The organism is Mycolicibacterium lacusdiani (genome assembly GCF_021916785.1).
GTDB classification, from domain to species: Bacteria; Actinomycetota; Actinomycetes; order Mycobacteriales; family Mycobacteriaceae; genus Mycobacterium; species Mycobacterium lacusdiani.
In genome coordinates, this window is sequence record NZ_JAKCFC010000005.1 from 263871 (window position 1) to 288449 (window position 24579).

General features: G+C 68.6%; 21 protein-coding genes. 12 read left to right on the top strand and 9 right to left on the bottom strand.

Translation table 11 applies throughout. The features are described 5' to 3' along the window. The first annotated feature begins 15 nt into the window (after nt 1-15). The 4 genes from rarD to LOK44_RS17760 all read left to right on the top strand — a co-directional run bounded on the left by rarD (nt 16) and on the right by LOK44_RS17760 (nt 5665). On the top strand, nt 16-900 hold the full coding sequence (gene rarD, locus LOK44_RS17745; protein WP_237571538.1) for an EamA family transporter RarD: 885 nt from the start codon (nt 16-18) through the stop codon (nt 898-900). Between the two features lie 215 nt (nt 901-1115). Further along, on the top strand, nt 1116-1748 hold the full coding sequence (locus LOK44_RS17750) for a TetR/AcrR family transcriptional regulator (RefSeq protein ID WP_237571406.1): 633 nt from the start codon (nt 1116-1118) through the stop codon (nt 1746-1748). Between the two features lie 12 nt (nt 1749-1760). Next, nucleotides 1761-5291: a DNA polymerase III subunit alpha gene (dnaE, locus tag LOK44_RS17755; protein WP_237571407.1), complete on the top strand. Its 3531-nt coding sequence runs from the start codon at nt 1761-1763 to the stop codon at nt 5289-5291. Then, nucleotides 5291-5665, top strand: coding sequence for an SRPBCC family protein (locus LOK44_RS17760; RefSeq protein ID WP_237571408.1), 375 nt, complete (start codon nt 5291-5293; stop codon nt 5663-5665). Before dnaE ends, LOK44_RS17760 begins: the two co-directional genes overlap by 1 nt. Here LOK44_RS17760 and LOK44_RS17765 read toward each other — a convergent pair. Continuing rightward, entirely contained in the window at nt 5662-5892 is a 231-nt protein-coding gene (locus LOK44_RS17765) for a hypothetical protein (RefSeq protein WP_237571409.1), read from the bottom strand. The genes LOK44_RS17760 and LOK44_RS17765 overlap by 4 nt on opposite strands. Before the next feature lie 146 nt (nt 5893-6038). Between LOK44_RS17765 and ilvA the strand changes: the two genes are divergently transcribed. After that, the gene (ilvA, locus tag LOK44_RS17770) at nt 6039-7331 is read left to right on the top strand and encodes a threonine ammonia-lyase IlvA (RefSeq protein ID WP_237571410.1); all 1293 of its coding nucleotides are present in this window, start codon (nt 6039-6041) and stop codon (nt 7329-7331) included. On the opposite strand, the gene LOK44_RS17775 is transcribed toward ilvA, so the two are convergent. The 5 genes from LOK44_RS17775 to sucT all read right to left on the bottom strand — a co-directional run bounded on the left by LOK44_RS17775 (nt 7319) and on the right by sucT (nt 16239). Beyond that, nucleotides 7319-7762: a hypothetical protein gene (locus LOK44_RS17775; RefSeq protein ID WP_237571411.1), complete on the bottom strand. Its 444-nt coding sequence runs from the start codon at nt 7760-7762 to the stop codon at nt 7319-7321. The two genes, ilvA and LOK44_RS17775, sit on opposite strands and share 13 nt — an antisense overlap. Before the next feature lie 81 nt (nt 7763-7843). Next, nucleotides 7844-9577, bottom strand: a complete 1734-nt coding sequence (gene treZ / locus LOK44_RS17780) for a malto-oligosyltrehalose trehalohydrolase (protein ID WP_237571412.1) — start codon at nt 9575-9577, stop codon at nt 7844-7846. After that, nucleotides 9570-11822, bottom strand: a complete 2253-nt coding sequence (gene treY / locus LOK44_RS17785; protein ID WP_237571539.1) for a malto-oligosyltrehalose synthase — start codon at nt 11820-11822, stop codon at nt 9570-9572. Before treY ends, treZ begins: the two co-directional genes overlap by 8 nt. Before the next feature lie 56 nt (nt 11823-11878). After that, entirely contained in the window at nt 11879-14005 is a 2127-nt protein-coding gene (gene glgX, locus LOK44_RS17790) for a glycogen debranching protein GlgX (protein WP_237571413.1), read from the bottom strand. A 56-nt stretch (nt 14006-14061) separates the two neighbouring features. Continuing rightward, nucleotides 14062-16239 carry an acetyltransferase SucT gene (sucT, locus tag LOK44_RS17795; RefSeq protein WP_237571414.1) on the bottom strand — a complete coding sequence of 726 codons (2178 nt, stop codon included), beginning with the start codon at nt 16237-16239 and terminating at the stop codon, nt 14062-14064. A 79-nt stretch (nt 16240-16318) separates the two neighbouring features. Here sucT and LOK44_RS17800 point away from each other — a divergent pair, with 79 nt between their 5' ends. From LOK44_RS17800 to LOK44_RS17815, 4 genes are read left to right on the top strand one after another with little or no spacing between them, the layout of a single operon-like run. Continuing rightward, on the top strand, nt 16319-17611 hold the full coding sequence (locus LOK44_RS17800; RefSeq protein WP_237571415.1) for an adenosylmethionine--8-amino-7-oxononanoate transaminase: 1293 nt from the start codon (nt 16319-16321) through the stop codon (nt 17609-17611). Nucleotides 17612-17640: 29 nt separating this feature from the next. Then, nucleotides 17641-18801, top strand: a complete 1161-nt coding sequence (locus tag LOK44_RS17805; protein WP_237571416.1) for an 8-amino-7-oxononanoate synthase — start codon at nt 17641-17643, stop codon at nt 18799-18801. Further along, complete coding sequence (bioD, locus tag LOK44_RS17810) at nt 18798-19487, top strand: dethiobiotin synthase (RefSeq protein ID WP_237571417.1); 690 nt, start codon at nt 18798-18800, stop codon at nt 19485-19487. The genes LOK44_RS17805 and bioD overlap by 4 nt, the downstream gene beginning before the upstream one ends. After that, nucleotides 19487-20008 (top strand): 2'-5' RNA ligase family protein, encoded by a 522-nt coding sequence (locus LOK44_RS17815; RefSeq protein ID WP_237571418.1) that lies wholly within the window; start codon nt 19487-19489, stop codon nt 20006-20008. Before bioD ends, LOK44_RS17815 begins: the two co-directional genes overlap by 1 nt. Here the strand turns inward: LOK44_RS17815 and LOK44_RS17820 are convergent. Beyond that, on the bottom strand, nt 19958-20590 hold the full coding sequence (locus tag LOK44_RS17820) for a TetR family transcriptional regulator (RefSeq protein WP_237571419.1): 633 nt from the start codon (nt 20588-20590) through the stop codon (nt 19958-19960). The genes LOK44_RS17815 and LOK44_RS17820 overlap by 51 nt on opposite strands. Nucleotides 20591-20638: 48 nt before the next feature. Here LOK44_RS17820 and bioB point away from each other — a divergent pair, with 48 nt between their 5' ends. Genes bioB through LOK44_RS17835 form a run of 3 tightly spaced genes read left to right on the top strand, consistent with a single transcriptional unit; the run spans nt 20639 to nt 22533 of the window. Further along, the gene (gene bioB, locus LOK44_RS17825; RefSeq protein ID WP_237571420.1) at nt 20639-21646 is read left to right on the top strand and encodes a biotin synthase BioB; all 1008 of its coding nucleotides are present in this window, start codon (nt 20639-20641) and stop codon (nt 21644-21646) included. Nucleotides 21647-21655: 9 nt separating this feature from the next. After that, on the top strand, nt 21656-21865 hold the full coding sequence (bsaP, locus tag LOK44_RS17830) for a biotin synthase auxiliary protein BsaP (RefSeq protein ID WP_237571421.1): 210 nt from the start codon (nt 21656-21658) through the stop codon (nt 21863-21865). Then, entirely contained in the window at nt 21862-22533 is a 672-nt protein-coding gene (locus LOK44_RS17835; RefSeq protein WP_237571422.1) for a DUF2567 domain-containing protein, read from the top strand. Before bsaP ends, LOK44_RS17835 begins: the two co-directional genes overlap by 4 nt. On the opposite strand, the gene LOK44_RS17840 is transcribed toward LOK44_RS17835, so the two are convergent. Both LOK44_RS17840 and LOK44_RS17845 read right to left on the bottom strand, forming a co-directional pair. Then, a complete protein-coding gene (locus tag LOK44_RS17840; protein WP_237571423.1) occupies nt 22469-23821 on the bottom strand; it encodes a lipase family protein in 1353 nt (450 codons plus the stop codon). The two genes, LOK44_RS17835 and LOK44_RS17840, sit on opposite strands and share 65 nt — an antisense overlap. 34 nt (nt 23822-23855) lie before the next feature. Beyond that, a complete protein-coding gene (locus tag LOK44_RS17845) occupies nt 23856-24569 on the bottom strand; it encodes an NUDIX hydrolase (protein WP_237571424.1) in 714 nt (237 codons plus the stop codon). Nucleotides 24570-24579: the final 10 nt, after the last annotated feature.

The following is a 24579-nucleotide window of genomic DNA, read 5'->3' on the forward strand; positions in this document are numbered from 1 at the left end:
CAACGCCGTTCGGGCGTGCTGTTCGGCGTGGGCGCCTTCGTGTGGTGGGGCCTGTGTCCCGGCTACTTCCCGCTGCTGCTGCCCGCGGGGTCGCTGGAGGTGCTGGCGCACCGCATCGTGTGGAGCGTCGTCTGCATGGTCGGCGTCCTCGCGGTGGCCCGCAGGCTCGGCGACCTGCGTCGCCTCAGCGGCCGCAGCTGGCTGCTGCTCGCCGCCGCGTCGGCGCTGGTGTCGGCCAACTGGGGGACCTACATCTACGCGGCGACGCACGGCCACGTCGTCGACGCCGCGCTCGGGTACTTCATCAACCCGCTGGTGACCGTGGCACTGGGCGTGGTGGTGTTTCGGGAACGGATCGGGCGTTGGCAGCTGGCGGCCCTGGCCCTCGCGGTCGTCGCGGTGGTGGTCCTGACGGTGGGCGTCGGCACCCCGCCGTACGTCTCGGTCGTGCTGGCGTTCACGTTCGCGCTGTACGGACTGGTCAAGAAGGTCGTCGACGCGGACCCTCGGGTCAGCGTGGCGGTCGAGACCCTGATCGCCCTCCCCATCGCCGCCGGCTATCTGATCTTCCTGCAGTCGGCCGACCAGGGCCACTTCCTGGGGTACGGCACCGGGCATGCCTGGCTGCTGGTGCTGGCCGGTCCGGTCACCGCGGTGCCGCTGCTGCTGTTCGCCGCCGCGGCGCAGCGACTCCCGCTCGTCACGATGGGTCTGCTGTTCTATCTCAACCCGGCCCTGCAGATGGCATGGGGCGTCGCGATCGGCCACGAGCCGATGCCGCCCGCGAGGTGGGTGGGGTTCGGGCTGATCTGGGTCGCACTGATCGTGATGACGTTCGGCGCGTTGCGAGGCAGGTCGGCATCGAAGGCCACCGCAGCCGCGTCGACCGCCGCTCCCTGAGTCACGCAAACGCCTCCGGCCTGACGGACTCGAGTTCGCGCCGCGTCGCCCAGTTTGCCGCAAGCCTGCGGTTGACCGGTCGATAGCAATGTCATACTGTTTGCTGAACGAGGAGCGCCAATCTCCTCGTCGGTGAGGTCAGGACCATGTCGCAAACCGATGAGAGACCACTGCCGGCCACCAGGCGCCGGGGTCGACCGGTTGGCTCCGACTCGGTGGAAACGCGCAACCGCATCCTCAAGGCCGCACGGTCGGTGATCAACCAGCGGGGCTATCCCGCGGCCACGTTCCAGGCCATCGCGCTCGAGGCCGATCTCAGCAGGCCCACGCTGCACTACTACTTCTCCACGCGCGACGAGATCTACGCAGCCCTGGTCGAAGAGGCGGGCGAACTGGTCGGCAACTGGATTGCGCGGGCGGGAAGCCGTGACACGCTGGCGGAATCGCTGTCAGCGTTGGTCGCAGTCATGTACGAGACCGACCGTCGGGACCGCTCGCAGGTGTCGTTCCTGATCAGCGCCCGGCTGGAGGCAACCCGGAACCCGGAGTTGCGCGACGACCGGCACGACGCATTGCGGTGCTACCTGATCACGCTCGTCGGCGACGCGGTGCGGCGCGGGGAACTGCCGTCGGACACCTGTGCCACCCCGATCGCGGACATGCTGCACTCGGTGCTCTGGGGGGTCGGCCTGTGTGCAGGCTTCCCAGATCGCGGCGCGACGATGAGCGCGATAACCAAGCAACTCCAGATTCTCTTCTCGCACGGATTGCTGGACAGTCCGTCGATCGGGTCGGTGTCCGAAGACACGTGCCGCGACACGCCGAACGCCGTCGGAGGTCGGCCATAGACTGACGACCCTATGAGCGGATCCTTCGTGCACCTGCACAACCACACCGAATACTCCATGCTCGACGGTGCGGCGAAGGTCAAGCACATGTTCGCCGAGGCCAATCGGCTCGAGATGCCCGCACTCGGGATGACCGACCACGGCAACATGTTCGGGGCCAGCGAGTTCTACAACGCGGCGATCGAAGCGGACGTCAAGCCGATCATCGGCGTCGAGGCGTACATCGCGCCGGCGTCGCGATTCGACACCAAGCGCGTGCAGTGGGGCGATCCCAGCCAGAAGGGCGACGACGTCTCCGGCAGCGGCGCCTACACGCACATGACCATGGTCGCGGAGAACGCGACCGGGCTGCGCAATCTGTTCAGGTTGTCGTCGATGGCGTCGTTCGAGGGCCAGCTCGGCAAGTGGTCGCGGATGGACGCCGAGCTGATCGCCGAGCACTCCGCGGGCATCATCGCCACCACCGGCTGCCCGTCCGGCGAAGTGCAGACCCGGCTCCGTCTCGGCCACCAGCGTGAAGCGCTCGAGGCCGCGGCCAAGTGGCGCGAGATCTTCGGGCCGGAGAACTTCTTCCTCGAACTCATGGACCACGGCATCGAGATCGAACGGCGGGTGCGTGACGGCCTGCTTGAGGTGGGTCGCAAGCTCGGCATTCCGCCGTTGGCGACCAACGACTGCCACTACGTCACCAAGGAGGCGTCGCGGAACCACGAGGCGCTGCTGTGCGTGCAGACGGGCAAGACGCTGTCGGACCCGGCGCGGTTCAAGTTCGACGGTGACGGCTACTACCTCAAGTCGGCCGCGGACATGCGCGCACTGTGGGACGACGAGGTGCCCGGCGCGTGCGACTCCACGTTGCTGATCGCCGAACGCGTGCAGCCCTACGCCGACGTCTGGGCCCCGAAGGACCGGATGCCGGTCTTCCCGGTGCCCGACGGCCACGACGAGGCGTCGTGGCTCGCCCACGAGGTCACCGCCGGTTTGCAGCGACGGTTTCCCGCCGGTGTGCCAGGCGAGTACACCGACCGGGCCGCGTACGAGATCAAGGTCATCTGCGACAAGGGATACCCCTCGTACTTCCTGATCGTCGCCGACCTCATCAACTACGCCCGCTCCGTGGACATCCGGGTGGGGCCCGGCCGTGGGTCCGCCGCAGGTTCGCTGGTCGCCTACGCCATGGGCATCACCAACATCGACCCGATCACCTACGGGCTGCTGTTCGAGCGATTCCTCAACCCCGAGCGCGCCTCGATGCCCGACATCGACATCGACTTCGACGATCGCCGCCGGGGCGAGATGCTGCGCTACGCGGCGAACAAGTGGGGCAGCGACCGGGTGGCCCAGGTCATCACGTTCGGCACCATCAAGACCAAGGCCGCGCTCAAGGACTCGGCCCGGGTGAACTACGGCCAGCCGGGGTTCGCGATCGCCGACCGGATCACCAAGGCGCTGCCGCCGCCGATCATGGCCAAGGACATCCCGCTCTCGGGCATCACCGACCCGGCACACGAGCGGTACAAGGAGGCCGCGGAGGTCCGCGCGCTCATCGACACCGACCCCGACGTGCGGACCATCTACGAGACCGCGCGCGGCCTCGAGGGCCTGGTACGCAACGCCGGCGTGCACGCCTGCGCGGTCATCATGAGCTCCGAGCCGCTCGTCGACGCCATTCCGCTGTGGAAGCGGCCCCAGGACGGTGCGATCATCACGGGCTGGGACTACCCGTCGTGCGAGGCCATCGGCCTGCTCAAGATGGACTTCCTCGGGCTACGGAACCTGACGATCATCGGTGACTGCATCGAGAACATTCAGGCCAATCGTGGCATCGAGCTGGACCTCGACGCCGTCCCGCTCGACGACCCCGCGACCTACGAGCTGCTCGGCAGGGGCGACACCCTCGGCGTGTTCCAGCTCGACGGTGGGCCGATGCGAGATCTGCTGCGGCGCATGCAGCCGACGGTCTTCGAGGACGTCGTCGCCGTGATCGCGCTGTACCGTCCCGGACCCATGGGCATGAACGCCCACAACGACTACGCCGACCGCAAGAACGCCCGCCAGGCGATCAAGCCGATCCATCCCGAGCTCGAGGAGCCGCTGCGCGAGATCCTCTCGGAGACATACGGCCTGATCGTCTATCAAGAGCAGATCATGCGCATCGCGCAGAAGGTCGCCGGCTACTCGCTCGCCCGAGCGGACATCCTCCGGAAGGCGATGGGCAAGAAGAAGCGCGAGGTCCTGGAGAAGGAGTTCGAGGGCTTCTCCGAGGGCATGAAGTCCAACGGCTTCTCCGCGGCGGCGGTCAAGGCGCTGTGGGACACCGTCCTGCCGTTCGCCGACTACGCGTTCAACAAGTCGCACGCCGCCGGCTACGGCCTGGTGTCGTATTGGACGGCCTACCTGAAGGCGAACTTCCCCGCGGAGTACATGGCGGGCCTGCTCACCTCGGTCGGCGACGACAAGGACAAGGCGGCGGTGTACCTGGCCGACTGCCGCAGGCTCGGCATCACCGTGCTCCCGCCGGACGTCAACGAGTCGGTGCTCAACTTCGCGTCCGTCGGCGCCGACATCAGGTTCGGGCTGGGGGCGGTGCGCAACGTGGGCGCCAACGTCGTCAGCTCACTGATCAACACCCGTACCGAGAAGGGCAAGTACACCGACTTCTCGGACTACCTCAACAAGATTCACATCACCGCCTGCAACAAGAAGGTGACGGAGTCGCTGGTCAAGGCCGGTGCGTTCGACTCGCTTGGGCACTCCCGCAAGGGGCTGTTCCTCATCCACACAGACGCGGTCGACTCGGTCCTCGGCACCAAGAAGGCCGAGGCGATGGGGCAGTTCGACCTGTTCGGTGGTGCCGACACGGCGACCGACGCGGTGTTCACGATCAAGGTCCCCGAGGACGAGTGGGAGGACAAGCACAAACTCGCACTCGAGCGGGAGATGCTGGGTCTCTACGTGTCTGGGCACCCCCTCGACGGGGTCGCGCACCTGCTGGCCACACAGGTCGACACGCAGATCCCCGCTATCCTCGACGGGGACGTCGCCGCGGACGCCCAGGTGCGCGTCGGCGGGATCCTGGCGTCGGTGAACCGCCGGGTGAACAAGAACGGATTGCCCTGGGCCTCAGCTCAATTGGAGGACCTCACCGGTGGCATCGAGGTGATGTTCTTCCCGAAGACCTACGCCACCTTCGGCGGTGACATCGCCGACGACGCCGTGGTGATCATCGGCGCCAAGGTCAATGCCCGCGACGACCGGTTGTCGCTGATCGTCAACGACCTGGTGGTCCCGGACTTCTCCAGCGCCCAGGCCGACCGCCCGCTGGCGGTGAGCCTGCCGACCAGGCAGTGCACCGTCGAGAAGGTGACGGCACTCAAGCACGTGCTCGCCAATCACCCCGGCACCTCACAGGTGCACCTGCGGTTGATCAGCGGCGACCGGATCACCACGCTCGAGCTGGATCAGACGCTGCGCGTCACGCCGTCGTCGGCGTTGATGGGCGATCTCAAGGCGCTGCTCGGACCGGGCTGCCTGGGGGGCTGATGGACCAGCCAGAGCCGTCCCGGCACATCTCCGTGTGGATCGACGCCGCACCCGAGGCGGTGTACGCGTTCGCCTCCGATCCGCGCCAACTGCATCGCTGGGCGGCCGGTCTCGCCGACCCCACGCTGGCGACCGCGACCGTGGAGTTCGCCCCGGTCAATGCCTTCGGCGTACTCGACCACGTGGTGACGCTGCCGACGGGGGAGTCGACGTACAACCCGATGCGAGTGCTGGCTGCCGGAACGGGTGAGGCGCGCTGCGAGGTCGTCTTCACGTTGCGCCGCCGACCCGGCACCCCGGATGCGGAGTTCGAGGCAGACGCGGCTGCGGTGGCCGCGGATCTGGCGACGCTGCGGGATCTCCTGCAGGACTAGCGGCAGGACGAGCAGTAGGCGCTGAGCCCGAGCCACGTGAGTGTGCCCACGGCGGCGCCGGACAGCACGGCCGTCGATGCGGTCATGGTGAGGACGCCGACGACGAGCAGCACCACCGCCCCTACCAGCAGGGCGATGAGCTTGTATGCCGGCCACGGGACGCCTGCGACGGGCACGTCGCACGTCGCGCGGGCGACGGTCGAGTGGAAGTTCCCGGCGGTGGTCATGTGTTCGACGATACCTCTCAACCATGGTTTCGGCTAGCCGAAACTCCGGATCAGGACTATGTGGACCTACCCGTTCGTCTGCGCTTTCACGCGTCCGCGGAAACGGAGATTTCTGCTAGTGCGCGACGCAGTGGCACCATTGACCGGTGACTGCTGAGCTGAGCCAGGGAACGAAACGGTCGCCGCTCGAATCACCCCTTTCGGCGGCCGACATCGATGCGGCTGCCCAGCGAATCTCGGGCGTCGTCGCCAAGACCCCCTTGCAGTTCAGTGATCGGCTGTCGACGCTGACCGGTGCTCGGGTCTACCTGAAGCGCGAAGACCTCCAAGCCGTCCGCTCGTACAAGCTGCGGGGCGCCTACAACCTGATGATGCAGCTGAGCCCAGCCGAACTCGCCGCGGGCGTGGTCTGCTCGTCGGCAGGCAATCACGCTCAGGGCTTCGCGCTGGCCTGTCGCTCGATGGGCGTGCATGGCCGCGTCTACGTGCCGGCCAAGACGCCCAAGCAGAAGCGCGACCGCATCCGGTACCACGGCGGCGAGTTCATCGAGGTCATCGTCGGCGGCAAGACCTATGACATCGCCGCCACCGCAGCGGTCGAGGACGTCGCGCGGACCGGCGCCACACTGGTGCCGCCGTACGACGACCTCCGCACGATGGCCGGTCAGGGAACGATCGCCGTCGAGATCCTCGAGCAGCTCGGCAGCGAACCGGATCTGGTGATCGTCCCCGTCGGCGGTGGCGGGTGCATCAGCGGCATGACGACGTACTTCGCGGAACGGACCACCGACACGTCGGTGCTGGGCGTGGAACCCGCGGGTGCCGCGGCGATGGTCGCTGCCCTGGCGACCGGGGAACCCGTCACGCTCGAGAACGTCGACCAGTTCGTCGACGGTGCGGCGGTCGCCCGGGCGGGGGCGCTCCCGTTCGCAGCGCTGACGGCCGCTGGCGACATGCTCTCGATCACAACGGTCGACGAGGGCGCCGTGTGCACTGCGATGCTCGATCTGTACCAGAACGAGGGCATCATCGCCGAGCCGGCCGGGGCGCTGTCTGCGGCCGCGTTGGTGGAGGCCGACATCACGCCGGGGTCGACGGTCGTGTGCCTCGTGTCGGGCGGCAACAACGACGTGTCGCGCTACGGCGAGGTGCTCGAGCGCTCACTGGTGCACCTCGGCCTCAAGCACTACTTCCTGGTCGACTTCCCGCAGGAGCCGGGCGCGCTGCGCCGGTTCCTGGACGAGGTCCTCGGCCCGAACGACGACATCACCCTGTTCGAGTACGTCAAGCGCAACAACCGCGACACCGGCGAGGCGCTCGTCGGCATCGAGATGGGCTCGGCGGCCGATCTGGAGGGCCTGCTCGCCAGGATGCACGAGTCGGACTGTCACGTCGAACTCCTCGAGCCGGGTTCGCCGACCTACCGCTACCTGGCGTAGGCTGCCAGCGATTGCGGCCCGACGAGCGCGATGTCGTGATCGTGGGCCCGGAAGATCGGCTCGATCGCCACGCCGCGCTCGGCTGCGCCGGCCACTAGCGCATCCGCCCACTGCCGGTCCCAGCGTGACACCGAGCCGAGGCCCGGGCGGGTGAGCAGGAAGGCCACGGTTCCGCCATCGGCGACGTCGTGCAGCAGTACCTCGAGGGCGGACATCAAGTCGTCGACCATGGCCGGTGTCGGACTTCGGCCGATGGGGACGTCGCTCAGGAGCTTGACGAGCCTGCGATCGGTCCCGACGAACGAAAACCGCAGCAGGCGTTCGCCGAAACCCAGGGGGCCCATCAGTGCCCGCCATCGCTGCCTCAAGTCGGCAGGTGTGACGATGGGGTCGGTGGCGGTGTCGATCGGCGGGATCGGAAGCAGGCTCATGCGTGTCATCGTGGGCGTGGCCCACGATCGACTCAACCAGTCATCCACAGGCGCGAGGCCTGGGGACGACTGGTTGACGGGCTAGGCCGCGGAGGTACGCACCACCGCGAACGAATGACCCGGCAGCTCGGTCGTCTCGCCGGCACGCGGCTCGCCCCACGCCAGCAGGACCTCACCGCTCACCGGTACGGACACGGCATCGGCGCTCAGATTGCAGGCGATGGACAGTGCCCCGCGACGGAGCACGATCCATCCGGCGTCCTCGTCGTAGTCGACCCCGAGGTCGTCGAGCCACGGATCGGCCATGCCCGGTTCGTCACGACGCAACGCGATGAGCCCGCGGTAGACGTCGAGCAGTCGGTCGTGGTCGCCCTCGCCGACCTCGTCCCACTTGAGCTTGGACCGTTGGAAGGTCTCTGGATCCTGCGGATCGGGGACCTCGTCGGCGTCCCAGCCGTGCTCGGCGAACTCGGCCTTGCGGCCCTCGGCGGTCGCGCGCGCCAGCTCGGGCTCGGGGTGGCTGCTGAAGAACTGGAACGGGCTCGACGATCCCCACTCCTCACCCATGAACAGCATTGCGGTGTAGGGCGATCCGAGCACCAGTGCGGCCTTGACCGCGAGCTGACCGGTGGTCAGATTCTGTGACGGCCGGTCGCCGACCGCACGGTTGCCCACCTGATCGTGGGTCGTCGTGTAGGCGAGCAGTCGGGTCGCCGGGATCGCCTTGGTGTCCAGCGGACGGCCATGGCGCCGACGTCGGAACGACGAATAGGTGCCGGCGTGGAAGTACCCGTTCTTGAGCGTGGCGGCGAGCGTCTCCATCGAACCGAAGTCGCCGTAGTAGCCCTGGCGTTCGCCAGAGACCGCGGTGTGGATCGCGTGGTGGATGTCGTCGTCCCACTGCGCCGTCAACCCATACCCACCCTGATCGCGAGGCGTGATGAGCCGGGGGTCGTTCTTGTCGCTCTCGGCGATCAGCGACAGTGGCCTGCCCACTTCCTCTGCCAGAGCGTCGGTTTCGGTCGACATCTCCTCAAGGATGTGGACGGCGGTGACGTCGACGAGCGCGTGGACGGCGTCCAGTCGGAGTCCGTCGGCGTGGAAGTCGCGCATCCAGCGCAGCGCACAGTCGATGATGTACCGGCGCACCTCGTCGGAGTCCTCGTCGGCGATGTTCACCGACTCGCCCCACGGGTTGCTGCCCGACGAGAGGTAGGGGCCGAACTTCGGCAGGTAGTTGCCCGACGGGCCGAGGTGGTTGAACACCGCATCGATCAGCACGCCGAGGCCGCGCTGGTGGCAGGCGTCGATCAGCCGCACCAGACCGTCTGGGCCGCCGTACTGTTCGTGCACGGCGTACCACAGCACGCCGTCGTAACCCCAACCGTGGGTGCCGCCGAATGCGTTGACGGGCATCAACTCGACGAAGTCGATACCGAGGTCGACCAGGTGGTCCAGCTTGGCGATCGCCGCCTCGAAGGTGCCTTCGGCGGTGAAGGTTCCGGTGTGCAGTTCGTAGATGACCGCGCCCTCGATCGAGCGTCCTGCCCAGCCGTCGTCGTTCCACCGGGCGGTCGCCGGATCCCACAGCGCCGACCGCTCGTGCACGCCGTCCGGCTGGCGCGGCGAGCGCGGGTCCGGCAGCACCTTGGGGTCGTCGTCGAGCAGGAAGCCGTAGCGCGCGTTGGCGGGCACGTCGACCGTTGTTCGCCACCACCCGTCGTCGGACCGGGTCATGTCGTGGACGGTGCCGTCGACGTCGAGGCGGACCAGTTCAGGCCTCGGCGCCCACACCGCGAATTCGTGGTCAGTCAACGTTTCTCTCCAGGAGTGCGACGGGCAGGTCGCCGTACAGGTCGGCGATCGCGACCCGTCCGGTGAACTCGCGATCGGTGAGCCGGTCGGTCCAGCGACCGGCAGGAAGGTTCAAGGTGGTGTCGCCCCAGCCGGATTCGGCGAGGCGCACGGTCCACCTGCTGGCCACGACCACGACGTCGTCGCCCCGCTGGAAGGCCACGACGTGTTCGCGGGCAGCCCCGTCGGTGAGCACCGGCCGGTAGCCGCCCGAGACGAACGTGTCGGGTCGCTCGCGGCGCAGGTGCAGCGCGGCGGCCGTGACGCGCAACTTGTCGTGGTCGCGGGTGTTCAGCGCCTGCCGGTGCATGGCGTAGTCCACCGGCCTGCGGTTGTCGGGGTCGACGAGGCTGTCCTCCCACAGTTCGGTGCCCTGGTAGACGTCGGGCACGCCGGGGAGGGTCAGCTGAAACAGTTTCTGCCCCAGCGCATCGTTGCGGCCGTACTCGTCGAGGCGGCCCACCAGCGACGTCAGCTCCGTTGCCACCGGGCCGTCGACCACGGCGTCCAGCCACGCGTGCACGGCGGACTCGAAGTCGCCGTCCGGGTCGTTCCACGTGGTGTGCGTGGCCGCCTCCCGCATCGCCTTCTCCGCGTAGGCGTGCAGCCGTTCCCGCAGCTCCTGGGTGACGTGGCCGGTGACCGGCCACACGCCGAAGACGTTCTGCAGGAGGAACAGCGCGGTGCCCGTGTCGGGCGCCGGTATCGCCGCCAACCAGGCGCCGACGAGTTCGCCCCACAGTGACGGCACCTGGGACAGCACGCCGATCCGCGCCCGGACGTCCTCGCCGCGCTTGGTGTCGTGGGTGGTGAGCGTGGTCATCGCCGACGGCCACAGCTTGGCGCGCACCGCGTTGCGGTCGTGGAACTCGGCCTTGCCGACGCCGAACCACTCCGGTTCGCCACCGACCTCGTTGAGCGACACGAGGCGCGCATCGCGGTAGAAGAGGCAGTCCTCCATCGACTTCGCCGTCGCCGCCCCGGACAGCTGCTGCAGTCGGGCGGCAGCCTCGGCACTGACTGCCACGGCCGCGGTGACGATCGCGAGTGCTTCACCCAGTTCTGGCGCTTCGCTGAGGGTCTCGGCGACCGCGACCGGCATGATCGACGACAGCGACAGGTAGTCCGACCGGTACACGCCGACGTGGGTCAGCAGGCCCGCCACGGCGGCCGGAAGGTCGGGATGGTCCTCCCCAGTGGCCGCGACGATGGTCCGGCACAGCCTGGCGAGTTCGCTGCCGAGGGTGTCGGTGACGGCCCGGGACTTGAGTTCGCTTGCCATCGTGGTCATCTCGCCGTGCTCGACGCCAGAGGTGTCGACGAGTTCGGTGAGGGCCCGACGACCCGTCGGGTCGACGAACAGGCCGCCGACCTCGCGCAGGACGTCGTATCCGGTGGTGCCCTGCACGGGCAGCGTCGGGTCCAGCGGCTCGGTGACGGCGAGGATCTTCTCGATGACGATCCACGCCTCGGGACCGGTGAGTTCACGCAGCCACTGCAGGTACAGGGTGGGGTTCGACAGACCGTCGGGGTGGTCGATGCGAATCCCGTCGACGATGCCCTCGTCGAACCAGCGCTTCACCTCGACGTGGGTGGCATCGAAGACGGCGCGGTCCTCCTGGCGTAGCCCCGCCAGCGACGTGATGGAGAAGAACCGCCGGTAGCCGCACACGTTGTGGCGCCAGCCGATCAGCTTGTAGTGCTGTTGGTCGTGCACGTCACGCCCCGACCCCGAGCCGGTCCCGGGCGCCAGCGGCCAGGTGCGGTCGCCGAGGCGCAGCACGTCGCCGTCGACGGTGAGGTCGTCGAGGTCGTCGTCGGAGCCGAGTACCGGCAGGACGATGCGACCGTCGGGGTCCAGGGTCCAGTCGACGTCGAAGTACGAGGCGTACGCCGAGTCGCGCCCGTGGGCGAGCAGATCCCACCACCACGCGTTCTGGGTGGGGTCGTCGACGCCGACGTGGTTGGGCACGATGTCCACGATCAGGCCCATGCCGCGCTGGTGCACGGCGTCGGCGAGGCGCGAAAGGCCCTCGGCGCCACCGAGTTCCGGCGACACCTTCGTGGGATCGGTCACGTCGTAGCCGTGGGTCGAGCCCTTGGCGGCGGTGAGGATGGGGGAGAGGTAGACGTGGCTGACGCCGAGGTCGTCGAGGTAGTCGAGCAGCGCCTCGGCATCGGCGAAGGTGAACTGGTCACCGCGCATCTGGAGACGGTAGGTCGACAGGATGGGGCGTTTGGTCGTCGGGTTGGTCACGGCCGTCACGCCGTCTTGCGCAGGACGAGGACCGACCGGCCGGGCAGCGACGTGGTGTCGCCGGCCGACAGGGAGTGGTCACAGGCGCCGGTCGGATCGGCGGTGTCGAGCGCGCCCACCCAGTGGGCGGCGTAGCTCGCTTCGGGTGCGACGAGGTCGACCGGGTTGCGGTGGGCGTTGAAGCACAGCAGGAAGGTGTCGTCGACGACCCTCTCACCGCGTGCGTTCGGCGACGGGATGGCATCGCCGTTGAGGAACATGGCCACGAATTTGAACCCCGAATTCCATTCTGTTGACGTCATCTCGGTCCCCGACGGGGTGAGCCATGCGATGTCGCGCACCTCGTCGCCGGTGCGCAGCGGCTTGCCTTCGAAGAAGCGGCGGCGGCGGAACACGGGGTGCTTCTTGCGCAGTTCGGTGACCCGGCGGGTGAAGGTGACCAGATCGGCGTTGGTCTCGCACATAGTCCAGTCCATCCAGGAGATCTCGGAGTCCTGGCAGTACACGTTGTTGTTGCCGTGCTGGGTGCGGCCGAACTCGTCGCCGTGGCTGATCATGGGCGTGCCCTGGCTGACCAGGAGGGTGACCATGATGTTGCGCATCTGCCTGGCGCGCAGTGCAAGGATCTCCGGATCGTCCGTCGGGCCCTCGACACCACAGTTCCACGACCGGTTGTGGCTCTCGCCGTCGCGGTTGTCCTCACCATTGGCCTCGTTGTGCTTCTCGTTGTACGACACCAGATCCGCGAGGGTGAACCCGTCGTGGGCGGTGACGAAGTTGATGCTCGCGCTCGGCCGCCGACCCGTGGCCTCATAGAGGTCCGACGAGCCGGTCAAACGAGATGCGAATTCGCCTAGGGTCGCGGGCTCTCCCCGCCAGTAGTCACGCACTGTGTCGCGATACTTCCCGTTCCACTCAGTCCACAAACCCGGGAAGTTGCCGACCTGGTAGCCGCCCTCGCCGACGTCCCACGGCTCGGCGATCAGCTTGACCTGACTGATCACGGGGTCCTGCTGCACCAGGTCGAAGAACGCACTCAGACGGTCCACGTCGTGCAATTCCCGGGCCAGCGTGGAGGCCAGATCGAAGCGGAACCCGTCGACGTGCATGTCGATCACCCAGTACCGCAGCGAATCCATGATCAGTTGCAGCGTGTGCGGATGGCGGACGTTGAGGCTGTTGCCGGTGCCGGTGAAGTCCTTGTACAACCGCGGGTCGCCGTCGAGGAGGCGGTAGTACGCCGCGTTGTCGATGCCGCGGAAGTTCAACGTGGGGCCGAGGTGATTGCCTTCGGCGGTGTGGTTGTAGACCACGTCGAGGATGACCTCGATGCCGGCATCGTGGAACGAGCGGACCATGGTCTTGAACTCGCCGACCACGCCACCCGCGCTTTGGTTCGACGCATACTGATGGTGCGGGGCGAAGAAGCCAAAGGTGTTGTAGCCCCAGTAGTTTCGCAGGCCGAGGTCGATCAGTCGATGATCGTGCAGGAACTGGTGCACCGGCATGAGTTCGATGGCCGTGACGTTGAGCGACTTGAGGTGCTCGATGATCGCGGGATGCGCCAGGCCGGCGTAGGTGCCGCGTTGCTCTTCGGGGATGGCTGGGTGGGTCTGGGTCATGCCCTTGACGTGCGCCTCGTAGATCACCGTCTCGTGGTACGGCGTGTTCGGCGAACGGTCGGACGCCCAATTGAAGAACGGGTTGATCACGACGCTGGTCATGGTGTGGCCAAGCGAGTCGCTCCGCGGCGGGGTGCCACCCGAGGCGAGGTCGTCTGCGTCGAGGTCGTAGGAGAACAGCGCCTGGCTGAAGTCGAACTCGCCGTGGAACGACTTGCCGTACGGATCGAGCAGCAGCTTGCTGGCGTCGCACCGATGGCCCGATGCCGGGTCCCACGGCCCGTGCACGCGGAAGCCGTACCGCTGCCCGGGGCTGACGGTGGGCAGATAGCCGTGCCAGACGAAGCCGTCGCACTCGTCGAGGACCACCCGCTCCTCGGTGCCGTCCTTCTCGATCAGGCACAGTTCGACCGAGTCGGCGACTTCGGAGAACACCGAGAAGTTGGTGCCCGCACCGTCATAGGTGGCGCCCAGCGGATAGGCCGTTCCCGGCCAGATGGCAGAGACCATGTGTCATTCGCTCCCTACGTGGGCCGTGCCGGTCGGTGTCCTCACGTACGCGGGAGTCACCACCACCCGGTGATCTCGGCGATCTGGCGCCCCAATTCGTTGGTCATCGTGCGCATGTACGTCGTGGTGAAGTGGTGAGAGTCGTGGTATATCAACACGTTCCCCTCGACGGCGCGGCACTGGTCCTCACGGCAGACCGCGTCGCTCATGTCGAGCGGTTTCAGCAGTGGGAACTGCTTGACGAAGTCCAGCGTGGGGTTGTGATCGGACAGTACCTCCGAGCGCTTGATGCCGCAGGTGCTGGCGTCGCCGCCCCCGGCCAGGCAGTCGGCGGGGAAGAACGGTTCGCCGTCGCGGACGTTCCACGGCGTGTCCCGCATGGCCAGCACCGGGATGCGCGCCCTTGCGAACGCCTGCCAGATTCCGACGTATGCGCTGGGCATGACGTCGCCGTCCCTGATGTTCCACGGCCGGGTCGAGGTGGTGAACACGTAGTCGGGATGGTCGGCGATCAGGCGGGGCATCACCTTGAGGTTCCATTCCCGGCACTTCGGATACTCGCGGTTGTCGCCCATGACGAGCGGCATCTCCTCGGTGGTCAGCGGGCACCCCATCTTGAGGTACGTGACGACCTTGAAGCCGTGCAGCCTGCCCAGCAGGTCGAGCGCGGTGATCCAGTGTTCGGCGTGCGAGCCGCCCGCGAGGGCGATCGTTCGGGTGGCCGATTCGTCGCCGTAGGCACAGCTTCTGATGCTGGCGTCGTCGAAGTCGCTGATGCACTGATCGATGGTGGTCTGCGGCAGGTCGTCCTGGGCTTCGAGGACCGTGGGCCGCATCGGGAGCTTGGGCACCCTGGCGTTGTTGATCAGCGCGCGGGCACCCGGGTAGTCGCGCGAGGACAGGCCGCTGAGTTCCTTGCCGTTGGCCCGCTGAATGGTCATGTGCTCGCGCCACGTGAACGACGTTGCCGTCAGCGCGACACCGAGCAGCGTGACGATCGACCCCAGGACGATCGTGGGTCGGCGCAGCCGCTTGCGCAGAGGTACCGACACCGTCGGCCGGGTGGCCACCGGTGCGCGCAGCCGCAACGGTTCTTCGACGTAGCGCATGGTCAGCCACGCCAGCACGCCCGAGAGCAGCAGGATGATCGCGCCTTCGAGGAAATTGGCGCGGGTGTGGCCGCTGTAGGCCAGCCAGAAGATCAGCAGTGGCCAATGCCACAGGTACAGCGAGTAGGCGATCGTGCCCAGCTTCACGAACGGCGCCGTGGCCATGAGGCGGTTCGGTGCGGGCATCCGGGCACCGGCCTTGGCGACGTGCGGGTCGGCTGCCCGGTTGGCGGCGCTCAGGATGAACAGGATGGTCGCCCCGACCGGGACCAGCGCCCATGGACCGGGGAACTCCTTGACGCCGTCGATGAACGCGCCGCAGGACAGGATCGCGGCCAGGGCGATCACCGACACCACCGTGCGGAGCCACATCGGCCAGCGCACGTACGGAACCAACGCTCCGGCCAGCGCGCCGAGCAGCAGCTCCCAGGCCCGGGCGAAGCTGTCGTAGTACGCGGTGGAGGGGTTGTCGCCGTGCGCGATCACCGCGTACACGAACGACGCGATGGTCAGGGCCGTCAGCAGCACGATCAGCAGTGCGCGCATGTGCCTGCCGATGATGCGCCGCAGCAGGAAGGCGACACCGAAGATCAACGCGAGGAACGCGATGTAGAACTGGCCCTGCACCGACATCGACCAGATGTGCTGCAGCGGGCTGACCGACTCGCCTGCCCGCAGGTAATCCGATGCGGTCCGCAGCAATTCCCAGTTCTGGTAGTAGCCCAGGCTGGCGAGGCTCTGATCGGCGAACGTCTCCCACCGGGTCTCGGGCTGCACCAGGATCGTGAGCACCGCCGAGGCCGCCAGCACGACGACGAGCGCAGGCAGCAGCCTGCGCACCAGGCGCTTCACCTCGGGCAGCGGTGCCAGCGAGGCGGTCGGGGTCAGCGCTGCCCGCAGCAGGCGGCCGCCGAAGAAGAACCCCGACAGCGCCAGGAAGACGTCGACGCCACCGGAGACCCTGCCGAACCACACGTGGAACACCGCGACGAGCGCGATTGCGACGCCCCGAAGACCGTCGAGATCGTGGCGGTAGAAGCCCGACGCCCGTGTGCCCATGGCGGCAGGCGAAGTGGACCCGGAGTCGGTACGCGACGCCGTCCGGGCAGGGGCGAGGGTCAGCATGGTCGTCGGACAATCTACCGTGCGGCGGGGTGTGCGCTCATCTCGACGATGGGCCCCCACGTGAAGGGAGCGATGGACCGTGGCTGCGTTGACGCCCGACCAGATCAGTGCGATCGATGCCGCTCACGTCTGGCACCCGTACAGCACGATCGGCGCCGAGGCGATGGCACCGGTCGTCGCCGTCGGCGCCAAGGGCACGTCGCTGACGGTCATCCAGGACGGCCACCCCATCGAGGTGATCGATGCGATGAGCTCCTGGTGGACCGCCATTCACGGCCATGGCCATCCGGTGCTCGACGCCGCCGTCACCAACCAGCTCGCGACGATGAACCACGTCATGTTCGGCGGGTTGACTCACGAGCCCGCTGCCCGGTTGGCCCAGCTGCTGGTCGAGATCACCCCCGAGGGCCTCGACACGGTGTTCTTCAGCGACTCCGGGTCGGTGGCGGTCGAGGTCGCCGCGAAGATGGCGCTGCAGTACCAGGTGGCGCGCGGCAGGCCCGGCAGGCACCGCCTCATGACCTGGCGCGGTGGCTACCACGGCGACACGTTCACGCCGATGAGCGTGTGCGACCCCGACGGCGGGATGCACACGCTGTGGCGCAACGTGCTGAGCCCCCAGGTCTTCGCGCCGCAGGTGCCCTCGGAGTACGACCCGGCCTATGCCGAGGCCTTCGCGCGCCAGCTCGCCGAGCGGGCGGACGAGGTCGCCGCCGTGATCGTCGAGCCGGTGGTGCAGGGCGCCGGCGGCATGCGATTCCACGATCCGCGCTACCTCGCCGACCTGCGCGACGCGTGTTCGCGACACGACGTGCTGCTGATCTTCGACGAGATCGCCACCGGGTTCGGCCGCACGGGTGCGCTGTTCGCCGCCGACCTGGCGGGCGTGACCCCGGACGTGATGTGCGTTGGCAAGGCCCTGACGGGCGGCTACCTGACGCTGGCGGCGACGCTATGCACCGGCGAGGTGGCCGGGGCGATCAGCGCCAGCGACGAGGGTGCGCTGATGCACGGGCCGACGTTCATGGCGAATGCGCTGGCGTGCTCGGTGTCGGTCGCGTCGGTCGAGTTGCTGCTCGGGCAGGACTGGCAGGCGCGGGTGCGCGAGATCGAGGCGGGGCTGCGCGCGGGACTGGCGCCTGCCGCGGGCCTCGACGGCGTCGCCGACGTCCGCGTACTCGGCGCGATCGGGGTGATCGAGATGGCGCAGCCCGTCGACGTCCCGCGGGCAACGGCCGTGGCGCTCGAGCACGGCCTGTGGCTGCGTCCGTTCCGGAATCTGGTCTACGCGATGCCGCCGTTCGTGTGCACTCCCGACGAGGTGGCCCGCATCGGGTCGGGGATGGTTGCGGTCGCGCGTGCACTAACCTGAACGGTGTTCAAGTGTCGGAGGGAGTTCGGGTGCCACGGTCGTTTCCGACGTCTGCGCTGTCACCGCTGTCCTGGCTGGAGGACGTCGAGCGCCAGCGCCGCGCCGCCGGCCTGCGCAGGTCGCTGCGGGCACGTCCGCCGGTGGGCACCGAACTGGACCTGGCCTCCAACGACTACCTCGGTCTGGCCGCGCACCCCGCGGTGATCGACGGTGGCGTGGAGGCGCTGCGGACGTGGGGCGCCGGTTCGACGGGGTCGCGTCTGGTCACCGGCAACACCGAGTTGCACGAGGGCTTCGAGGACGCGTTGGCGGAGTTCGTCGGCGCGGAGTCTGCCCTGGTGTTCTCGTCGGGCTACACCGCCAACCTCGGTGCCGTCGTGGCGCTGTCCGGGCCCGGCTCGCTGCTGGTGTCCGACGCGTACACCCATGCCTCGCTGGTCGACGCGTGCCGACTGTCTCGCGCCAGGGTGCTGGTGACGCCGCACCGCGACGTCGACGCCGTCGACGAGGCGCTCGCCGCGCGCAGCGAGGCGCGGGCCGTCGTCCTGACCGACTCGGTCTTCAGCGCCGACGGTGCGAGGGCCCCGATGCGCAGACTGCACGACGTGTGCCGCCGACGCGGCGCGCTGCTGATCGTCGACGAGGCCCACGGTCTCGGGGTTCGTGGTGACGGCGGTCGGGGGCTGCTGCACGAGGTCGGGCTGGCCGGTGCGCCCGACGTCGTGATGACCACGACGCTGTCCAAGGCGCTCGGCAGTCAGGGCGGCGTCGTGCTCGGGCCGAGGCCGGTGCGCGACCATCTGATCGACGCCGCCCGGCCGTTCATCTTCGACACCGGCCTGGCGCCGGCCGCCGTGGGTGCGGCGTGGGCCGCGCTGAACGTGTTGATCGCCGAACCGTGGCGCGCGGACGCCGTGCTCGCGAATGCCGGTGCCCTGGCGGAGGTTTGCGGCGTGCCCGAGACGCCGGGGTCGGCGGTGGTGTCGGTGATCCTGGGGGAGCCGGAGGTCGCGCTCGCCGCTGCCAACGGCTGCCTGGAACGGGGTCTGCGGGTGGGCTGTTTCCGGCCGCCGACCGTGCCTGTGGGCACGTCGCGTCTGCGCCTCACCGCGCGTGCGTCCCTGACCGACGACGACTTGGATCTGGCTCGCCGGGTGCTGACGGAAGTGCTGGCGGCGGCACGATCATGAGCGTCGTCGTCGTCACGGGAACCGACACCGGCGTTGGGAAGACGGTGGCGACCGCAGCGTTGGCGTGCGCGGCCGGCATCGCGGGCATCGACGTCGCAGTGTGCAAGCCCGTACAGACGGGATCGGGCCCGACCCTGGTCGAGGGTGACGACGACCTCGCGGAGGTCGGCAGGCTCGCAGGCATCGACCGGCTGGTTCGCGGGTGGCGTTATCCCGAGCCGCTGGCGCCCCGTGCGGCGGCGCTGCGCGCAGGCGCCGTGCTGCCCAGTCGGGCCGAGCTGGGTGACCTGATCCTGGGCTCCGATGCGCCGGATCGGCTGGTGATCGTCGAGGGGGCGGGTGGTCTGCTCGTCGAACTGTCGTCCGACCGAGCGACGCTGCGCGACCTCGCGGGCGACGTCGGCGCCCCGGTGCTCGTCGTGGCCGCCGCCGGGCTGGGGACGCTCAACCACACCGCTCTCACGGTGGAAGCCCTTGGCGTGCGCGGTGTCCCGTGTGCTGGTGTGATCGTCGGTGCGTACCCCGCCGCCCCCAACGTCGCAGAGGCGTCGAACCTCGACGCGCTGGGGGAGATCGCGCCGGTGCGGGCCGTGCTGCCCTCGGGTTCGGGCACGCTGGACCCGGCGTCGTTCGCCACTCTCAGTGCGCAGGCGTTCTCGCCGGACTGGCTGCGGAGTCTGCTGTAGTGGCGCACTCGATCGAGCTGATCTTCGACGACGTCACCGACGACGCGCTGCGCAGCGACTGGACCGCGCTCGCCGAGGCGGGGCTGCCCAGTCAGGCCAACCACCGCTCACCGACCAATCGCCCGCACGTCACGCTCGCGGTGTCCGAGCGCATTGCGCCGGCCGTCGACGGGGAGCTGGCGGAGTCCGCGCGGTCGCTGCCCATGCGGTGTCGCATCGGCGCGGTCATGGTGTTCGGGCGGCGGTCGCTGACGGTGGTCAGGTTGGTGATTCCGAGCGAACCCCTGCTGCGGCTGCATCGGGACGTGCACGAGCACAGCGTCGGCCATCAGGATCCTGGGCCGTTCCCGCATGCGCTGCCTGGCCAGTGGACGCCGCACGTGACCGTGTGCCGCCGTCTGCCGCCGGGCGACCTTCCTGCCGCGCTGGAGGTGTTGGGCGCCGACGACGTGGCCGGGACGTTCTCGGCGCTACGGCGCTGGGACGGCGACGCCCGGATCGACACCGTCATCGGCGTCTGACGCCTGCCGGGCGGCCATACCGTCGGTGAGCAGTCGCAGTCCGAACGTGAAGCGTGCGTTGGGGTTCGACGTGAGAACCGACTGATCCTGGGGCAGCGCGCCCGCGGCGTCCCACTGCAGCCGGGACTGCTCGTCGGCGGTGAATCCGAGGACGTAGTAGACGATCGTGCGAGCGGCGAGTTCGGCGTTGGTGGGCACGAAGCCCGCGTCACCGGCGGCCTGGACCAGTCGCTCGAGGATGCCGCGCAGGGCCCGGGACGTGCCGGACGCGAAGGTGGCCGACACCAGTTCGGCACCGTCGGTGCTCGACAGCAGTGCGTCGCGCAAGCCCGATCCGATGGCGACGATGCGCACCGCCCACGGCGCGTCGACGGGTTCGTGGCAGGTGGGTTCGAGGATGCGGTCGGCGACGGCGCCCAGCAGTTCCTGCTTGTCGGCGAAGTGCCAGTAGAGCGCTCCGGGCGTGACGCCGAGTTCGCGCGCCAGTCGTCGCATGGTCAGGTCGGCGAGGCCGTACTCGTCGAGCAGGTGAGCGGCCTTGGCGACCACCTCGGCCCGGCCGTGGCGGCGGTGCGTTTCCACGCCTGTATCCTAAACACCGTTCAAGTCCGATGTGAGAAGGAGTGCCGGGTGACCGTAGCGGCGACGAATGTCCTTGACGAAGCCCGGGAGCAGGTGCTCGAACGGGGCGAGGGTCTCGATCAGGCGCAGGTGCTCGCGGTACTGCAGCTCGACGATGACCATCTCGAGGATCTGCTCGCCCTCGCGCACGAGGTTCGGATGAAGTGGTGCGGCCCGGAGGTCGAGGTCGAGGGCATCATCAGCCTCAAAACCGGCGGCTGCCCCGAGGACTGTCACTTCTGCTCGCAGTCGGGTCTGTTCGCATCGCCCGTGCGCAGTGCGTGGCTGGACATCCCCAACCTCGTCGAGGCCGCCAAGCAGACCGCGAAGTCCGGTGCCACCGAGTTCTGCATCGTCGCCGCCGTCCGCGGACCCGACGAGCGACTGCTCGCACAGGTCGCCGCGGGCATCGAGGCCATCCGCAACGAGGTCGACATCCAGATCGCCTGCTCGCTGGGCATGCTGAACCAGGAGCAGGTCGACCGCCTCGTCGCGATGGGCGTCCACCGCTACAACCACAACTTGGAGACCGCGCGGTCGCACTTTCCGAACGTCGTCACCACGCACTCCTGGGAGGAGCGCTGGGGCACCCTCGAGATGGTTCGCGAGGCCGGCATGGAGGTCTGCTGCGGCGGCATCCTCGGCATGGGCGAGACCCTCGAGCAGCGCGCGGAATTCGCCGCGAACCTCGCCGAATTGAACCCGCACGAGGTGCCGCTGAACTTCCTGAACCCGCGCCCGGGCACGCCGTTCGGCGACCTCGAGGTGCTGCCGGCATCGGAGGCGCTCAAGGCCGTCGCGGCGTTCCGTCTCGCGCTGCCGCGCACTATGCTGCGGTTCGCGGGTGGGCGCGAGATCACTCTCGGCGACCTCGGCGCGAAGAAGGGCATCCTCGGCGGCATCAACGCCGTGATCGTCGGCAACTACCTGACGACGCTGGGCAGGCCCGCCGAGGCGGACCTCGAACTGCTCGACGATCTGCAGATGCCGATCAAAGCGCTCAACGCCACCATCTGAGCGCCTGCGATGCCGCAGAAATTCAACGTCTACACCGGTCAGCCCGAGGACGGCGCGGGGTCGTCCGACATCCCGGCGGCTGCTCGGCTCGGTCTGGAGCCACCGCGGTTCTGCGCGCAGTGCGGCAGGCGCATGATCGTTCAGGTCCGCCCCGACGGGTGGTCCGCAAGGTGTTCGCGCCACGACGCCCTCGACTCCAAGGATCTGGAGAACCGATGACCAACGCCACCGAACCCGCCGTGATGCTGCCGGAGGATCCCGCGGCACCGCGCGTCACGCGTCGACGCGCTGCGGCGACGGTGGTGCTCGGCCTGGCGCTGGCGGGCGTCGCGGTCGGCGCGTCGTGGGCGGTGCTGGCTCCTCCCGTTGCGGGAGTCGTCGGGCTGACCCGCGCCGGTGATCGCGTGCGCGGCTTCGTCGGCGATGCGGCCGATCAGTTGTTCCTCGGTGCGTTCCTGATCCCAGCCATGGTGTCGGTCGTGGCGATCGTGACCGCGGCAGCGGTGTGGCGGTGGCGTGCGCATCGCGGTCCGGTGCTGGCCGGGGCGCTGGTCGTGGGTTCGATGATCGCGGCCGCCGCGGCCGCAGGAGTCGGTGCGGCACTGGCTCATTGGCGCTACGGCGCGGTCGACGTGGCCGGTGCGCCGGTGTCGCCCGAGCATCGCGTGCACTATGTGACGGAGGCGCCCGCGGTGTTCTTCGGGCACACCCCGCTGCAGATCGCGCTGACGATCGTCTTCCCGGCGGGCTTGGCGGCGCTGGCGTATGCGCTGTGCGTGCTGTCGACGCCGCGCGACGACCTGGGTGCGTGGCCGCCGGTGGTCACTGATCCAGCACGGACAGCGGCCGACGTTCCACCCGTCGACCCAGGATCACCTTCGCGCTGATCAGGCTCAGTCGGAGCATGCCTCGGTAGGTCGAGGGGTTCAGCATGGTTGGCCATGCCGTGCGCAACCGGTGCTCCGACAGCGGCCGATCGTTGATGCGGTCGCGCAACCACCGCAGCGCCATGGGCGCCGACAGCGGGTGCAGCAGCATGTGCTCGCTGAACATGTCGCGGTGGTAGGTCACGTGCGCGCCGCCGCGCTCGTAGGTCTCGGTCAGCCGGTCGATGTCGTCGACGGACACGATCTTGTCGTGGACGGCCTGCACGATGAGCACGGGCGGGGTCGGCGCGGTGTTGCCCAGCCGGATGCTCTCGAAGACGTGCTGCACCTCGGGTGAGTCGAGGATCTGCTGGAGCGGTTGGTCGACGAGGTCGTCCATGTCCTTGCGGATCAGCCACAGCACGGCGTGGGCGGTGGTCATCCGGTGGACGCGATCGAGCATCTTCTTGCCGTCGGGCGTGGCGTGCTCGGCGATCACCCGGTCGAGGTCCGGGTAGACGTGGGTGAGCGCGGCGACCACCATCGCGGGCAGGCCCGAGAAGATGCTGCCGTTGAGCCGCCGGTAGGCGCTGCCGAGGTCGGCGACGGGCGAGCCGAGCACGGCGCCCACGACGTTGAGTTCCGGTGCGTAGTCGGCGTAGACCTCCGACGCCCACGCCGTGGCGAGTCCGCCGCCGGAATAGCCCCACAGGGCGACCGGCGCCTCGTGGGACAGCCGCAGTGACTCGGTGTTCAGCGCGGCCCGCACGCCGTCGAGGATGTGGTAGCCGGGCTCGCGTGGGGCGCCCCAGGTGCCGTCGGACCCCTCGTGGTCGGGTACCGAGACCGCCCACCCCTCGGCCAGCGCGGCGGAGATGAGGAGGAACTCGAACTGGGCAAGCGCGCCAACGGCCCTGGCGCCGCGTCGCAGCGCGTAGGACGGGAAGCACCGGCCGGCGATGGCGTCGATGGCGCACTGGTAGGACACGATCGGGCAGGGTCGGACGGTGTCCCGCTCGGTGGGCACCAGCACGGTGGTGACGGTCGAGTCCGGATTGCCGTTCATGTCGGTGGTGCGGTAGAGCAGCTGTGTTGCGGTCAGCTTCTGACGCACCACGCCCATGAAGGCCAGCGACACGTCCCGTGATCGCAGTACGGTGCCCGGCCGGGCGTGCTCGAAGCCGTCCGGTGGCTGGTAGAACGGATCACGCTCGGGCAGCAGCGGCCGCTCGTGCGGCTGAAGGTCCTGGTGAGGGACCTGGCCGATCCACTCCGCACCGGTTGCCTCGGCTGCGTTGCCAAAATCCATCCGGCCAGTCTCTCACGGATCCCTTAAAGACGGGTCAGGCGCCGACGCCGGGTGGCCGCAGCGCGGCGAACTCGTCCGTCACGCGGTAACGCGATTCGGTGAAGCGGTAGAGGGCGGCAGGCCTGCCTCCGCTGCGTCCGGACTTGGCGGTGGTGCCGGTGGGGGTGATGACTCCGCGCCGGACCAGGACTCGTTGCAGATTGGTGGCATCCACCTGGTAGCCCAGCGCGGCGCCGTAGACGTCGCGCAGGGTTGACAGCACGAATTCTCTTGGCGCCAGGGCGAATCCAACGTTGGTATAGGACAGCTTCGCGATGAGTCGGGTATGGGCGTTGGTGATCATGGTCTGGTGGTCGAATGCCAGTGGGGGCAGGGCGTCGACCGGATGCCAGCGCGTGTCGGACGGCAGTTCCGGCGTGGCGGGGGAGGGCACCAGGCCGAGGAAGGTCGAGGCGATCACCCGCGAGCCGAACACCGCATGCGGGACGCGACCGGGGTCGCTGAACACGGCGAGTTGTTCCAGGTGGGCGATCTCCTGCAGGTCGACCTTCTCGGCCAGTTGCCTGCGCACCGACGTGAACATGTCCTCGTCGTCGCGCAGCTGGCCACCGGGCAGCGCCCAGGCGCCGCGCTGAGGCTCCATGGCGCGTTCCCACAGCAGCACGGTGAGCTGGGGATTTCGCGTGTCGAGCTGGCGCACCTGAAACACGACGGCGAGGACTTCGTGCGAAGTGCTAACATGAGCCATGTTTTCGATC